Origin of the sequence: Kribbella orskensis (genome assembly GCF_004342085.1) — a bacterium.
GTDB lineage: Bacteria > Actinomycetota > Actinomycetes > Propionibacteriales > Kribbellaceae > Kribbella > Kribbella orskensis.
The window spans coordinates 54,364-68,422 of record NZ_SLWM01000001.1; the positions used below are offsets into that span (position 1 = coordinate 54,364).

Annotated in this window: 13 protein-coding genes; 5 read left to right on the top strand and 8 right to left on the bottom strand. The window is 67.8% G+C overall.

Annotation, left to right across the window (positions count from 1 at the left end; all coding sequences use genetic code 11):
- Nucleotides 1-13 precede the first annotated feature (13 nt).
- The 3 genes from EV644_RS00320 to EV644_RS00330 are packed head-to-tail and all read right to left on the bottom strand — an operon-like array spanning nt 14 to nt 3,857.
- Nucleotides 14-2,407, bottom strand: a complete 2,394-nt coding sequence (locus EV644_RS00320) for an aerobic carbon-monoxide dehydrogenase large subunit (RefSeq protein ID WP_132187529.1) — start codon at nt 2,405-2,407, stop codon at nt 14-16.
- A complete protein-coding gene (locus EV644_RS00325; RefSeq protein WP_132187528.1) occupies nt 2,404-2,961 on the bottom strand; it encodes a (2Fe-2S)-binding protein in 558 nt (185 codons plus the stop codon). Before EV644_RS00325 ends, EV644_RS00320 begins: the two co-directional genes overlap by 4 nt.
- 2 nt (nt 2,962-2,963) lie before the next feature.
- Nucleotides 2,964-3,857 carry an FAD binding domain-containing protein gene (locus tag EV644_RS00330; RefSeq protein ID WP_132187527.1) on the bottom strand — a complete coding sequence of 298 codons (894 nt, stop codon included), beginning with the start codon at nt 3,855-3,857 and terminating at the stop codon, nt 2,964-2,966.
- A 170-nt stretch (nt 3,858-4,027) separates the two neighbouring features.
- Here EV644_RS00330 and EV644_RS45935 point away from each other — a divergent pair, with 170 nt between their 5' ends.
- On the top strand, nt 4,028-4,342 hold the full coding sequence (locus tag EV644_RS45935) for an XdhC family protein (protein ID WP_241997887.1): 315 nt from the start codon (nt 4,028-4,030) through the stop codon (nt 4,340-4,342).
- Nucleotides 4,339-5,127, top strand: coding sequence for an XdhC family protein (locus EV644_RS00335; protein ID WP_241997885.1), 789 nt, complete (start codon nt 4,339-4,341; stop codon nt 5,125-5,127). Before EV644_RS45935 ends, EV644_RS00335 begins: the two co-directional genes overlap by 4 nt.
- Here the strand turns inward: EV644_RS00335 and EV644_RS00340 are convergent.
- Complete coding sequence (locus EV644_RS00340; protein WP_132187526.1) at nt 5,124-5,750, bottom strand: HD domain-containing protein; 627 nt, start codon at nt 5,748-5,750, stop codon at nt 5,124-5,126. The genes EV644_RS00335 and EV644_RS00340 overlap by 4 nt on opposite strands.
- Before the next feature lie 177 nt (nt 5,751-5,927).
- Here EV644_RS00340 and EV644_RS00345 point away from each other — a divergent pair, with 177 nt between their 5' ends.
- Nucleotides 5,928-6,848 carry an NADP-dependent oxidoreductase gene (locus EV644_RS00345; RefSeq protein ID WP_132187525.1) on the top strand — a complete coding sequence of 307 codons (921 nt, stop codon included), beginning with the start codon at nt 5,928-5,930 and terminating at the stop codon, nt 6,846-6,848.
- Nucleotides 6,849-6,858: 10 nt separating this feature from the next.
- Here the strand turns inward: EV644_RS00345 and rox are convergent, their stop codons facing one another.
- On the bottom strand, nt 6,859-8,283 hold the full coding sequence (gene rox, locus EV644_RS00350; RefSeq protein WP_132187524.1) for a rifampin monooxygenase: 1,425 nt from the start codon (nt 8,281-8,283) through the stop codon (nt 6,859-6,861).
- A 186-nt stretch (nt 8,284-8,469) separates the two neighbouring features.
- Between rox and EV644_RS00355 the strand changes: the two genes are divergently transcribed.
- Both EV644_RS00355 and EV644_RS00360 read left to right on the top strand, forming a co-directional pair.
- A complete protein-coding gene (locus tag EV644_RS00355) occupies nt 8,470-9,297 on the top strand; it encodes a hypothetical protein (protein WP_132333237.1) in 828 nt (275 codons plus the stop codon).
- Nucleotides 9,298-9,494: 197 nt separating this feature from the next.
- Nucleotides 9,495-10,979, top strand: a complete 1,485-nt coding sequence (locus tag EV644_RS00360) for an alkaline phosphatase family protein (protein ID WP_132187522.1) — start codon at nt 9,495-9,497, stop codon at nt 10,977-10,979.
- 140 nt (nt 10,980-11,119) lie between these two features.
- Here EV644_RS00360 and EV644_RS00365 read toward each other — a convergent pair whose 3' ends face one another.
- The 3 genes from EV644_RS00365 to EV644_RS00375 form a co-directional block, all read right to left on the bottom strand.
- On the bottom strand, nt 11,120-11,311 hold the full coding sequence (locus EV644_RS00365; RefSeq protein WP_132187521.1) for a hypothetical protein: 192 nt from the start codon (nt 11,309-11,311) through the stop codon (nt 11,120-11,122).
- Nucleotides 11,308-12,855: a GMC family oxidoreductase gene (locus EV644_RS00370; protein ID WP_132187520.1), complete on the bottom strand. Its 1,548-nt coding sequence runs from the start codon at nt 12,853-12,855 to the stop codon at nt 11,308-11,310. Before EV644_RS00370 ends, EV644_RS00365 begins: the two co-directional genes overlap by 4 nt.
- A 62-nt stretch (nt 12,856-12,917) precedes the next feature.
- Nucleotides 12,918-14,024: a TIGR03118 family protein gene (locus EV644_RS00375; protein WP_132187519.1), complete on the bottom strand. Its 1,107-nt coding sequence runs from the start codon at nt 14,022-14,024 to the stop codon at nt 12,918-12,920.
- Nucleotides 14,025-14,059: the final 35 nt, after the last annotated feature.

Consider the following 14,059-nt stretch of genomic DNA (forward strand, 5'->3'; position numbering starts at 1 on the left):
AGTCATCGCCGGCTCACACCGGTGGGGTCGGGTGGCCTTGCATGGCGTCCCAGACGCGGGACGGCGTCAGCGGCATGTCGGCGTGCCGGATGCCGTACGGCTTCAGCGCATCCACGATCGCGTTCACGACGGCCGGCGGCGACCCCACCGTCGCCGACTCACCGATGCCCTTGGCGCCGATCGGGTGGTGTGGCGACGGAGTCACAGTGAACCCCGTCTCCCAGTCCGGCACCTCCAGGGCCGTCGGGATCAGGTAGTCCATCAGCGATCCGCCCAGACAGTTGCCTTCCTCGTCGAACGCGATCATCTCCATCAACGCCATCCCGACCCCGTCGGTGAGGCCGCCGTGGACCTGCCCCTCGATGATCATCGGGTTGATCCGGGTGCCGCAGTCATCCACCGCGATGAACCGGCGGACCTTCACCTGGGCCGTCCCGGGATCGACGTCGACCACGCAGATGTAGGCGCCGTACGGGTAGGTGAGGTTCTCCGGGTTGTAGCAGATCTGGGCTTCGAGCCCACCTTCGATGCCGTCGGGCAAGTCTCCAGCGCCGTGTGCCCGCATCGCGATGTCCTGGATCGTCACCGCGCTCGTCGGGTCGCCTTTGACGTGGAAGGAACCCTTGGTCCACTCCAGGTCGGCCACCGAGACCTCGAGCATGCCGGAGGCAATGATCCTCGCCTTGTCCCTCACCTTGCGCGCGACCAGGGCCGCGGCTGCTCCTGACACCGGCGTCGAACGGCTGCCGTAGGTGCCCAGCCCGAAGGGTGTGTTGTCGGTGTCGCCGTGGACGACCTCGATGTCGGCCGGCGGGATGCCGATCTCCTCGGCGACGATCTGCGCGAACGTTGTCTCGTGGCCCTGTCCCTGCGTCTTCACCGACAGCCGTACGACCGCCTTGCCGGTCGGGTGTACCCGCAGCTCGCAGCCGTCGGCCATGCCGAGACCGAGGATGTCCATGTCCTTGCGAGGGCCCGCGCCGACCGCCTCGGTGAAGAAGGCGACGCCGATCCCCATCAACTCTCCCCGCGCACGCTTCTCGGCCTGCTCACGGCGCAGCTCGTCATACCCGGCCATCTTCATCGACAACCGCATCGTGGTCGCGTAGTCGCCGGAGTCGTAGACCCAGCCGGTCTTGCTCTTGTACGGGAACTGCTCGGGTCTGATGAAGTTCTTCAGCCGGAGCTCGGCCGGGTCCATCTCGAGCTCGTAGGCCAGGCAGTCGACTATTCGCTCGACCAGGTAGACCGCCTCGGTGATCCGGAAAGAGCAGGCATAAGCCACACCGCCCGGCGCCTTGTTGGTGTAGACCGCGGTCATCTTGCAGTACGCCGCTTCCAGGTCGTAGCTGCCGGTGAAGACCCCGAAGAAGCCCGCTGGGTACTTCACCGGGGCCGCGGTCCCGTTGAACGCCCCGTGGTCGGCGAGCACATTGGTGCGGATGGCAAGGATCTTCCCGTCCTTCGTCGCGGCGATCTCACCCTGCATGATGTAGTCGCGGGCGAAGCCGGTGCTGACCAGGTTCTCCGACCGGTCCTCCATCCACTTGACCGGCTTGCCGAGGACCAGGGACGCGACGATCGCGCACACGTAGCCGGGGTAGATCGGCACCTTGTTGCCGAAACCGCCGCCGAGGTCCGGCGCGATCACCCGGATCTTGTGCTCCGGAAGTCCCGAGACGAGCGCGTAGACCGTGCGATGGGCATGCGGGGCCTGACTGGTGGTCCACAGTGTCAGCTTGCCGTCGACTCGTTCGTAGTCCGCGACACACCCACACGTCTCCATCGGCGCGGGATGCACCCGGGGGTAGACGATGTCCTGTTTCACCACCACATCGGCCTTGGCGAACACCGCCTCGGTGGCCGCCTCGTCGCCGGTCTCCCAGTCGAAGCAATGGTTGTCGGTCTTGCCCTCCAGGTCGTCACGGATCACCGCGGCGTCGGGAGACAACGCAGTACGGGCGTCGACGACCGGGTCGAGGATGTCGTAGTCGACATCGATCAGCTCGAGCGCGTCACGAGCCGCGTACCGGTCCTCGGCGACGACGAAGGCGACCTCCTGGCCCTGGAAGCGGACCTTGTCGGTGGCCAGTACCGCCTGGACGTCGTTCGACAGGGTCGGCATCCAAGCCAGGCCCTTCTCCGCCAGGTCGGCACCGGTGATCACTGCCTTCACCTTCGGGTGCGCCTGGGCGGCACTGATGTCGACACTGACGATCCGGGCGTGGGCCACCGGCGACCGCAGGATCGCCAGATGCAGCATGCCGGGCAGCTGGATGTCGTCGCAGTACTTGCCCAGCCCGCGGATGAAGCGCGGATCCTCCTTGCGCAGCATCCGTCCGTGGCCGATCGGCTTCTGGTCGTTGTCGTCGAACTTGTCCACCGGGCGGGCATCCAGCGTGGTCATGTGATGCTCCCTGCACGTTCGGGCACGGCCTCGGTCGCCGGGTCGGGAACCTCCAACTGCGCCGGCTCTGCCTCGGGCTGGTTCTGTTCGACACCGTTCGGGTGGGTAGCGGCCCAGCGAATGGAGCGGACGATCGTGGCGTAGCCGGTACAGCGGCAGATCTGCCCAGAGATCGCCTCGCGGATCTCCTGCTCGCCCGGATCGGGATTGCGGTCCAGCAGTGCGCGGGCCGTCATCATCATGCCCGGAGTACAGAATCCGCACTGCAACCCGTGGCACTGCATGAACCCCTCCTGGACCGGGTCAAGCCCATCCTCGGTTTCAAGGCCCTCGATGGTGCGGACCTCGTGCCCGCCGGCCATCGCGGCGAGCACGGTGCACGACTTCACCGGCTCGTCGTCCATCCAGACCACACACGTCCCACAGTTGCTGGTGTCGCAGCCCCAGTGCGTCCCGGTCAGCCGGAGCTGGTCGCGAAGGAAGTGCACCAGCAGCGTCCGGCCTTCGATCTCGGCGGCCACTTCCTCGCCGTTCACGGTCATCGTGACCTGCATGATCAGCTCTCCTCCAGAGATCGGGGACCACTGTTGATCCGGTCCACCGCGGTCCGCAGCGCACGCTGGGTCAGCTCATCGGCGAGATGCCGCTTGTACTCCGCGCTTCCGCGCATGTCCGTCACCGGGTCACAGCTAGCGGCGGCGATCTCGCCTGCGCGGCGGTAAAGCTCCTCCGATGGAGGGCTGCCCCGAAGCGCTTCCGAGATCGCGGGGATGCCGGTGGTGTTCGGCCCGACCGCGGCGAGCCCGACGCGGGCATCGCTGATGACGCCGTCCTCGAGCCACACCGCCGCACCCGCCGATACCACGGCCCAGTCACCGGCGCGGCGCTCAACCTTGTGATACGCGCTCGATCCACCCGGGCGAATCGGCAGCCGGATCTCGATCAGGATCTCGTCCTCCCCCACGGCGGTCTCGTACGGCCCGCGGTAGAACTCGCCCATCGTCACGACCCGTTCCCCCGACGGGCCGCGAATCACGCAGCTCGCGTCGAGCGTCGTACAGACCGCTGAGAGGTCTTCGGACGGATCCGCCTGGCACAGCGAGCCACCGATCGTGCCGCGGTTGCGGACCACCGGGTCGGCAATCACCTTCTCCGCGTCGCGAAAGATCGGGAAGGCCTCCGCCAGCTCCGCCGACTCGAGCAACTCGCGGTGCCGGGTCAGCGCCCCGACCCTGACCTGGCCGGGCTCCACCGTGACGTACCCGAGCTCGCCGTGGAGGTCGTTGATGTCGATCAGGTATTCGAAGTTGGCCAGCCGGAGCTTCATCATCGGCAGCAGGCTGTGGCCGCCGGCGACCAGCCGAGCCGTGCTCCCCAACCGTTCCAGCAATCCGATGGCCTGATCGACACTCGTCGCACGTTCGTACTCGAAGGGCGCTGGAACCTGCATAGGTGGCTCCTTCAGGAGGATGTGTACTGATCGCACCGCTTACTCATCGATGTGTCAACGGCCACCTAAGACAATGCTTAGGTGCGCAGGCGGAGCGGACACCAACTGATCGCGGAAGACCCCGACGAGTGGCCCGGTGCGGCTACGGTCGACCGCGGGAGGAGGCTCGCATGCGAGACCTGCTGGACGACATCGACCGCTGGCGCGCCGCGGGCTGCGCAGTGGTCATCGCCCGGGTTGTCGACGTGGATGGCTCGGGTCCGCGCGGGCCCGGCGCGGCAATGGCGATCAATGACCGGCTGGAGGTGACCGGCTCGGTCTCGGGCGGCTGTATCGAGGGTGCGCTGGTGACAGCGGCCGAGGAGGTCTTCGAGACCGGAGAGCGGTCGGTCCATACCTTCGGTTACTCCGACAGCGACGCGTTCTCGGTCGGCCTGACCTGCGGTGGCACCATTCGCGTCTTCGTCGAGCCACTCGACTGGTGACGACCTTGTACGACGAACTGGCGGTGGCGCTGCGAGCCGAGCAACCGATCGCGCTGGCCACCGTCGTCGAAGGATCCAATGCGGGCAAGAAGCTACTCGTGCCCGTTCAGGGCGAATGCGTCGGGACCTTGGGTGATCCCCAACTCGACCACGCTGTCAGCCGCGACGCTCGCGGCGCCCTGGCCGCCGGAGCTACGGGGATTCGTCACTACGGAGCGCACGGCGAGCCGGAGCACGACGAGGTCACCGTCTTCATCGAGTCCTTCGCCGCTCCGCCCCGAATGATCATCTTCGGCGCCGTCGACTTCGCCGCCGCGCTCACGAACGCCGCCAAGCTACTGAAGTACTCCGTCACGGTCTGCGATGCGCGGCCGATCTTCGCCACCCCGAACCGCTTCCCAGCGGCCGACGAGGTCGTCGTCGACTGGCCCCAACGCCTGCTGGCCCGGATCGGCCCGGACCTCACCAGCCGGGACTCGATCTGCGTCCTCACCCACGACGCCAAGTTCGATGTCCCGGCAATCGTCGCCGCCCTGGATACCGACGTCGGCTACCTCGGCGTGATGGGCAGCCGCAGCACTCACCGCGACCGGCTCGCACGGCTCCGCGCGGAAGGTGTCACCGACGAGGCCCTGATCCGCCTGCACGCCCCGATCGGCCTGGACCTCGGCGCCCGCACCCCAGAGGAGACGGCCGTCTCCATCTGCGCCGAAATGATCGCCACCCGCGCCGGCCTCAACCAGATCCGCCCCCTGAGCCTGGTCGAAACCCCCATCCACCACTAACCACCCTCGACCTCGCCGTACTGGGCGGTGTCGAGAGGGTTGGCGGCCATCCTGGTGCTGAGGCCGGACTGCACTGCGCGTGCGGCGGAGCTGCCGGTCTTCCGCCCAGCCTGAGTCTGGAAGCAGGCGAGGAACTCGTCAGTGAGCCCGAGCCGGGGATGCTGCTGGAGTACTTCGGCCCGGAAGGCAGGACTGAAGTCGTCGATGTTCTTCCCCACGATGTCCAACGCCGCCGCCCGCGACATCAGGTGACCTTCGGGATCGCCGGCCACGTCCACGTCGGGCCACATGTGCCTGACGATGACTTCGCCGAGGCGTTCGCGGCGCTCGCGCGGCCAGCCGGCACCGGCGGCGAACACCCGGGCGACATGGCCGCCCGCCTCCTCGAAGGAGACGGTGTGACTGTCGAACTCCGGCACCAGGCTGATGTCGTGGAACATCGCCGCCACGAACAGCAGCTCGGCGTCGTAGCGGATGTCCTGCAGCCTGCCGTAGGCAGCCGCCCACACGTAGACGCGGCGCGAGTGGCTCAGCAGCGCGGAGGACTGGTAGGCGGAGGCCACCTCCAAGGCCGCCGACGAGGCTGCCGTGTCAGGAATCACGAAGTCGTTCAAAACGATCATGCTTCGACGGTACGGCGCGGAAGGCCCGCGCCCCTGGTCCATTCCGAGGCCACGATCATGGGCCATTCATCGCAGAAGCGGCCCATCACCTCGGCGTCCAAGTGGCCCACCGACGACGGACCGCGAGTGCGTACTGTCGAAGTCGAACCCAGTACAACAACTACCGCAAGGACCTTCATGCGTGCCATTACTGTCCGGGACCGCGAGGCCGGCGTCGGCGGATTGTCCCTGACCGAGCTGCCCTACCCCCACGCCGCCGAGAACGACGTCATCGTGCAAGTGCACGCCGCCGGCTTCACCCGCGGCGAGCTGGACTGGCCAGGGACGTGGACCGACCGCGCCGGCCGCGACCGCACCCCGAGTGTCCCCGGCCACGAACTGTCGGGTGTGGTCGTCGAGCTCGGCTACGGCACCACCGGTCTCACGGTCGGTCAGCGGGTCTTCGGACTGACCGACTGGACCCGCAACGGTTCACTCGCGGAGTACGCCGCCGTGGAGGCCCGCAACCTGGCCCCGCTCCCCGTCGACGTCGACCACGTCGCCGCGGCCGCTCTACCGATCTCCGGTCTGACGGCTTGGCAGGCCCTGTTCGACCACGCCGGCCTGAGAACAGGCCAAACCGTCCTCATCCACGGGATCGGCGGTGCCGTCGGCTATATCGCAGCACAACTGGCCCGCGAGGCAGGAGCCCACATCATCGGCACCGGCCGAGCCGCCGACCAGGACCTGGCCGGCGATCTCGGCGTGCACAAGTTCCTCAACCTGGACGGCGAACGCCTGGAGGACGCCGGCGAGGCCGACGTAGTGCTCGACGTGATCGGCGGCGAGATCCGCGACCGCACCACCGCGCTGTTACGCCCCGGCGGCACCCTCGTCACCATCGCCGGTCCACCCACCATCCACCCCCACGACGGCCGAGCCATCTTCTTCGTCGTCGAGCCCAACCGCGAACAACTGACCCAACTGGCCACCCGCCTCCACGCCGGCCGGCTCACACCGCTCGTCAACACCGTCCGCCCCCTGGCCGACGCTCCCGCCGCCTTCACCCCCGACGGACACACCCGCGGCCGAACGATCATCAAGGTCACCGCGGACTGACGTTGCGCGCTCAGGTGGCCGCGGGGCCGAACCACTTGGGGAGGTGGGTGAGGAGATCCTGCTGGTCCTCGCCGACCCAGGCCACGTGGCCGTCGGGTCGCAGCAACGCCGCGGGAATGTCCAGTTCCTCGCTGACGTCGACGACGTGGTCGACCCGGTCTGCCCAGCCCGCCACCGAGAGCCGGCCGGTCTGGTCGAGCAGCAGGCCGCGACCTTCGTGCATCAGCTCGTAGAGGCGACCCCGCTTCAGCTCCACGTCCCTCAGCCGCCGGCCGAGCAGCGCCTGCCCCTCGCCGAAGTCGTAGCGGATCCCGATCGCGGTGATCTTCTCGACCAGGTACCGGTTCACGTCCTCGAAGTCCATCAGTTCCTCCACCAGCCGGCGCGCTGCCTGGGGACCCGGCTCGGTGGACATCAGCTCCATCTGCGCACGGGTATTGCTCAGCACGTCGGCGGCCACCGGGCGCCGTTCGGACTGGTAGCTGTCCAGCAGCCCTTCCGGTGCCCAGCAGTTGACCTGGGCGGCCAGTTTCCAGCCCAGGTTGAACGCGTCCTGGACGCCGAGGTTGAGCCCCTGCCCGCCGGTCGGCGGGTGGATGTGGGCCGCGTCGCCGGCCAGCAGGACCCGGCCGGTCCGGTAGCGCTCGGCCAGCCGGGTCGCGTCTCCGAAGCGGGACAGCCAGCGCGGTGAGTGCGCGCCGAAGTCGCTGCCGGCGGTCACCCGCAGCTGCTGCTTGAGCTCCTCGAGGGTCGGTGGGACTCTCGGGTCCTCGGCCACCCCCTCGGCGGGTACGCCGACGCGGTACACCCCATCCCCGAGGGGCATGACGCCGAACCGCAGCTGGGTCTTGCGGACTTCGGTGTTCGCGGCGGTCAGCGTCTCCATCGACGCGGTCAGCTCCATCTCGCCCAGCAACGTCTCGACCGTGGTGGGCTCACCGGGGAACCCGACGCCGAGCAGTTTGCGCACCGTACTGCGGCCGCCGTCGCAGCCGACGAGGTACCGCGAGCGCAACTGCGTGCCGTCGGCCAGCTCGGCGGTCACCCCGTCCTCGTCCTGGCTCAGCCCGACCAGTTCGCAGCCGCGACGGAGCTCGGCACCGGCCTCGATCGCATGCTCGGTCAGCAGGCGGTCAGTGGTGGTCTGCGGGATGCCCAGGATGTACGCATGTGCGGTGTCCAGCCGGTCCGGTGACGGCTTGCGGATGCCGGCGAAGCCGCCGACCGGGTACTGCGTGCCGAGCGCGAGGAACCGCTCCAGCAGACCCCGCTGGTCCATCACCTCGATGCTGCGCGCGTGCAAGCCGAGCGAGCGGACGATCGGGGACGGCTCGGTGTCCTTCTCCAGCACGAGCACGTGCACGCCGTGCAGCCGCAACTCGCTCGCCAGCATCATGCCGGTCGGTCCGCCGCCGGCAACGATCACGTCAATCATGTGAAACCCCCGATTCGACAAGGCAAAAGCACACGTACTTCGCGGATCCCTGATCTCCGCAGGTTCTGGCCTCGGCTGGAGATTCTGCAGCACGACCCGGGTCTTGCCGCAAGCCCCCTGGTGCGCTATAGCTTGGGAGTGGCAAGGAGTGCGTAACCTTCTTGCCTTTCCTTTTGCCCTCCGCGGGTGGACGGACAAGCCCCAGAAGCCTGCGGATCGGCGCTGGGCCCGCCTTCGTCGGTCTTGGCAGCGGGTGGTTTGTGCCTCATATTGAGACTCAGCCGGACGGCAATTCAGGGGTGGAGCGCCGCTGGCCGGCTTCATATCAAGCGGGGGGTAATGATGAGTGACGTTCAAATCCCGGCGAAGGCCGTCTCGGCCACCGGTAAGGACATTCTGGATCCGACGGCCACGCTGCTGCGCGGAATGAACCTTCTCGGAACGACCGCGGACAACAAGAAGGCAGACAGTTTCGGCGCCACCTTCAGTGGCCCGCCGGCGAGCGTCGCGCTGATCGAGGCCGGTGCAACCGCCGCCAGCAAGTGGTGGGCGACGGGCCTGGCCGCGGGTGTCGCCGTGGCCTGGGGGCGGGTCGCCGTCTGGTGGAACGGCCAGAATCCCGACACCCAGCGGGCCGTCCTCCTGGCCGCCGGCATCGTCACCGCGGCCGCCGTGCTCGGAATCGCGTACCTGCTGGGTTCCGACGTCCGCGGCCGTTCGATCGCCGCGGTGGCAACGATCGAGGCCCGCGCCCGGATAGCCGAGGCAATGGTCCGAACCGCCCAGGCATCCGCCGCTGCTCCGACGGCGACGGGGACGCCCTCGACACAACTGGTGACGCTGCCCGAAGCCTTCGCCGTGAGCCATACGGCGATGTCCGGAGCCAACGAAGCCGGCTGGCGCGCGGTCGCGGTACTGACCGACGGAAAAGACATCATCAAGTACCTGGTCATCAAAGGCACCGCCCACGAATGGGTCGACGCCGCCGGGATCGACACAACCACAGCCGCCTGAGAGCAGACAGGCCCCCCACCTCACGAAAGGGATGCTAGGCCACGCAGGCCGAATCTGCGGGCTTGTCGTCGGCGGTTGCTGGTCGCCGGGTGTTTGTTCGGCGGTCATCGAAGAATCGGCGGTGGGCTACGTCGGGGTTCCAGGGTGGCAAGGCGCCGAATGGTCGGCGTACCAGCTTGTGGAAGTGAGGCCCCCCAATGAACGACTCCCCTGACGCGCCGACTGGTATCAGCCGCCGTCGGCTGCTTGGCTCCGGCGCGGCGGCGGCCAGCCTGGCTGCGGCATCGCTCGCGCTGCCTCCCAACGTGCGCACCGCTCTCGCGTCGCCGCCCCCGAAGCACGGCGGGCTGAAGGACATCAAGCACGTCGTCATGCTCATGCAGGAGAACCGCAGCTTCGACCACTACTACGGAACGCTGTCCGGTGTGCGGGGTTTCGATGACCCACACGCGCGGCGTTTGCCCAACGGCAGGAACGTCTTCTATCAGCCCGACCCGTCCAACCCGGACGGCTACCTGCTGCCGTACCGACTCAACACGAAGATCACCGCAGCCCAGGCGATCCCGTCGATGAGCCACGCGTGGGCGGTACAGCACCAGGCTTTGAACGGCGGGAAGAACGACAACTGGGTGCCGGCGCATTTGGCTGCCGACGGCCCCATCGACGGCCAGTACACGATGGGGTATTTCACCCGCGAGGACATCCCGTTCCAGTTCGCCCTCGCCGACGCGTTCACCATCCTGGATGGCTATCACTGCTCGGTACTCGCCCCGACCGGCCCGAACCGGCACATGTGGATGTCGGGCACCCTGGACCCGAACGGCCTGGCCGGCGGACCGTCGCTGACCACCGGCGGCCCGGCGAACCAGTTCAGCTGGACGACGTACCCCGAGCGTCTGCAGCAGGCGGGCGTCAGCTGGAAGATCTACCGCCAGCCCGGCGGCCTCACCGGCGCCGCGGCGATCAGCAAGTGGAAGGCGTTCGGCAGCGCCCAGCCGGGCGACCCGATCTACGACAACGGCGTCGCCACCCAGCCGCTGGGCCAGTTCGAGTACGACGCGATGAACGACCAGCTGCCCACGGTGAGCTGGATCCTCCCGCCGTCGGGCTTCGATGAGCACCCGGCCGCACTGCCCGCCGCCGGTGCGACCTTCGTCGCCGGCAAGATCGATGCCATCGCCGCCAACCCCGAGGTCTGGGCCAAGACGGTCTTCATCCTCTCCTACGACGAGAACGACGGCATGTTCGACCACGTGCTGCCGCCGCTCCCCGAGCCCGGCACGCCCGACGAGTTCGTGTTCAAGACGTCCAACACCGGCGAGGTCGGTGGCGGCCTGCCCATCGGGTTGGGTTTCCGGGTGCCGTGCATCATCGTCTCGCCGTGGACGACCGGCGGCTATGTCTTCTCGGAGACGTCCGACCACACCTCGCAGCTGCGCTTCCTGGAACGGCTCACCGGCGTCAAGGAGACCAACATCAGCGACTGGCGCCGCGAAACGGTCAGCGACCTGACCGGCGCGTTCCGGTTCGGCGATGCCAAGCACGCGCCGTCCCTGCCTGAAACCACCGGGCAGTACAACCTGGCGCAGTACGAGGCGTCGCAGTTGCCCCTGCCAACCATCCCGGGCAGCCACCAACGAGTCCCCCGCCAAGAGCCAGGACACCGGCCGCACGTCAGCTGACACCCGTCGCCCGCGCCGCCCGGTTGACCCATTGCTGCCTCCCGGCCGTCATGCCGGGAGGTACAACCCACGAGGAGTCCGCGGCACTAAGTCCCTACCCGAGCCAAGTTCCGACGAAGGTGAAGAACGGGAAGCCCAGCTCACCGGCCTCGTCTCCTGGCTCCCGCTGCGGCTACTACCAGTCCGATCACGATGATGATGGGACCGGCCACTGCCCAGAAGGTGGTGCCACTCATCGCGCTGCCGCCGATGACGTCGGTGCCCTGCAGGGTGAAGAGAAGTCCCAGGAGTGCCACTACAGCACCGACGACGACCCACAGACGATTCCTCATGTTGTTCGACTCCCTTGTAGACCATCCGTTGCTGGTTGCGAACGGATGAGTTGCGCTGCTCGCTCAGCAATCGCGTAGACGGTTGCGTTGGTGTTGGCGGAGATCGGTGCGGGCACCACCGACGCGTCCGCGACTCTCAGGTTGCTGATTCCGTGTACCTGGAGGTTGGTGTCGACCACGGACCGCTCATCGGCACCGATCGCGCAGGTTCCGGCGTAGTGCGAGTAGCTTCGGAGGTTGATCCTGATGTACCTCTGCAGATCTTCCTTCGCCCGCACATCAGGTCCCGGCAGCGCTTCCCCGCCGTACCACGTGGACAGTGCCGGCGCGGCACCGATCTCGCGCGCGATGCGCAGCCCCGCAGCCACGATGTCGATGTCACGAGGGTCGGTGTAGTACGCGGGATCGATCACCGGGTGTGTGCCGGGGCTGTTGTCGGCCAAGCGGAGGGAACCGCGGCTGAACGGCGCCATCAGGGAAACCATGATGGCGTAGCCGTGGCCGATGTCGGGCCCCGGCAAGGAGTCCGCGCGCAGCGGAACGTCCACGAACATGAGCTGGACATCTGGGCCGTGCTCGCCGATACCGGTGCTCAGCAGGCCCTGAACCTCGCCGTGGTTGTTGGTCCCGGGTGGCACCGGCTGGGCGGATCGGTAGACCACACCGCACATCGGATGGTCGTGCAGGTTCGCGCCGACGCCGGGCAGGTCCCCGACGACCTCGATACCGAGATCTTTCAGGTGATCCGCCGGCCCGATCCCGGACAGCATCAACAGTTGCGGCGTACCGATGGTGCCCGCCGCGAGTACGACCTCCGCCGTACAGCGAGCGACGAGCGTCTCGGCACCCACCTGATACTCCACGCCAGTGCACCGATCGCCGTCCAGCAGCACCCGATGTACCAGCGCGTCGGTGACCACATCCAGGTTCGGCCGGCTCAGGACGGGGTTGAGATAGGCATCCGCCGCGCTTTGCCGCCTGCCGTCAACGATGCTCAGGTCGCAGAATCCGAAGCCTTCCTCCAGGCCGCCGCTGATGTCCCGCGCGATCGGATGACCAGCTTGTCCCGCTGCCTCCAGACCGGCTTCTGCGATGGGATGCCGCTGGACAGCAGGCCCAGGCTTGAGCGGACCACCAGTGCCGCGCAGCGCAGGATCGCGACCTTCGGTGTGTTCGCTTCGCTTGAAGGTGGGCAGCAGATCGTCGAATCCCCAGCCCTTCGCACCGGCGGCGACCCAAGCGTCGTAGCCGGCCCGATGCCCCCGCACGAAGTTCATCGCGTTGATGGACGAGGACCCGCCCAGCCCACGGCCGCGCGGCCAGGGCACGCCGGCACCGGTCACGCGCTGAGGCACGGTCTGATCAGCCCAGTCGGCTGTGGATCCCATCAGGCTGGGCCACGCCGGTGGGACCGCCATCGACTCAAGCGGCCGCGCGCTACCCGCCTCGAGCAGCAACACCCGTACGCCGTCCTCCGACAACCGTGCCGCCAGGACGCACCCCGCAGTACCGGCGCCCACCACGACATGCTGGTAACTCCGCATTGCAGCTCCATGGTCCGGGTCGCTGGTTCCCGGGTGCGCTGACCCGGGAACCAGCGAGTTGGTCAGCGGGCGGTCAGGATGCCGAGCAGGCCGTGCTGCTCGTCGTCAGGCCCGGCGCTGAACCAGACCGAGTTCGGCCCACCGGCGACGGCATCACCGGTGAGCAGGCTCCACAGTCGCTCGATCTTGATCACGTGGCCCTTGGTGTCGGTGAGGGTGCCCAGGAACCGGCCGTTGTGCGGGTTGTAGGCGTGGATCGTCCCGTCGCCGAAGTTGCCGACGAGCAGGTCGTTGGAGAACTTGCCGAACTTCGGTGGTGCGATCTCCAGCCCCCACGGTGAGTTCAGGGCGCCGGCGGAGGCGACCCGCTGCTCGTGCGTGCCGATGGTCGTGAACCGGTCGACGAAGCCGCGACCAGCGCCGTCCGCGGTGTCCTGCTTGTCGGCGTCCTGCTTGGCGAAGGTGACGTAGACAGAGTTGCCGAGGACCTGGACGTTGAAGGGTGCGTAGCCGCGTGGCAGGGACCGATCGCGGAACATGCTTGCCGCGTTGACCTTGTGGAACGAGGAGTTGAAGACGTCGACGCTGTTGTTGTGGAAGTTGGCCGCCAGCAGGAGCGGACCGAACGGGCTTGATACCTCGGTGAGGCCGGTGTAGATGGCGCCGGGAGTGGTGGCGACCGTTACGGCCTGAGTACCGGCCGCGCCGTTCCAGGCGGCGATGGTTCCGCCGACGGTCGCGAAGAGGAAGTTGGCCGACGCATTGGTGCCTGGCACAACGAAGCCGGACGACGCGTTGTTGAAGGTCTGGCCGGTGACCGGGCCACCGGGCACCTTGACGACCAGCTGCTTGCCCGCCGGTGCGGCCACGACCGGGCTCCCCTTGACCGCGCCGGAGTACAACGTCGCGACGCCCGAGCCGGTGTCCGATACCCAAACGGGGGTGTCAGCGCCACGGGACATGCCCCAGGCGTTCACCAGATTGGGATCCGTGAGCTGGGCCTTGCCCGGCTGGTCGGACACCAGGTTCGTCTGGGTGACACCGTGGACCGGCACCGGATGGTGAGAGTGCCTGTACGGCGCGGCGGTGGCGGGTCCGGTCGCGACCAGCGCGGCCGAGGTCACCGCAGCGGCGGCGAGAACCACTCCGGATAGACGCTTTGCGATCATCGTTCTGTTTCTCCTTCGGGTTGCCGGCCAGGTTT

Coding starts and splice junctions, on each gene's coding strand:
- EV644_RS00365 (WP_132187521.1), bottom strand. CDS start 11,311: ATGAGGAATCGTCTGTGGGTCGTCGTCGGTGCTGTAGTGGCACTCCTG.
- EV644_RS00320 (WP_132187529.1), bottom strand. CDS start 2,407: ATGACCACGCTGGATGCCCGCCCGGTGGACAAGTTCGACGACAACGAC.
- EV644_RS00375 (WP_132187519.1), bottom strand. CDS start 14,024: ATGATCGCAAAGCGTCTATCCGGAGTGGTTCTCGCCGCCGCTGCGGTG.
- rox (WP_132187524.1), bottom strand. CDS start 8,283: ATGATTGACGTGATCGTTGCCGGCGGCGGACCGACCGGCATGATGCTG.
- EV644_RS00330 (WP_132187527.1), bottom strand. CDS start 3,857: ATGCAGGTTCCAGCGCCCTTCGAGTACGAACGTGCGACGAGTGTCGAT.
- EV644_RS00340 (WP_132187526.1), bottom strand. CDS start 5,750: ATGATCGTTTTGAACGACTTCGTGATTCCTGACACGGCAGCCTCGTCG.
- EV644_RS00370 (WP_132187520.1), bottom strand. CDS start 12,855: ATGCGGAGTTACCAGCATGTCGTGGTGGGCGCCGGTACTGCGGGGTGC.
- EV644_RS00345 (WP_132187525.1), top strand. CDS start 5,928: ATGCGTGCCATTACTGTCCGGGACCGCGAGGCCGGCGTCGGCGGATTG.
- EV644_RS00360 (WP_132187522.1), top strand. CDS start 9,495: ATGAACGACTCCCCTGACGCGCCGACTGGTATCAGCCGCCGTCGGCTG.
- EV644_RS45935 (WP_241997887.1), top strand. CDS start 4,028: ATGCGAGACCTGCTGGACGACATCGACCGCTGGCGCGCCGCGGGCTGC.
- EV644_RS00325 (WP_132187528.1), bottom strand. CDS start 2,961: ATGCAGGTCACGATGACCGTGAACGGCGAGGAAGTGGCCGCCGAGATC.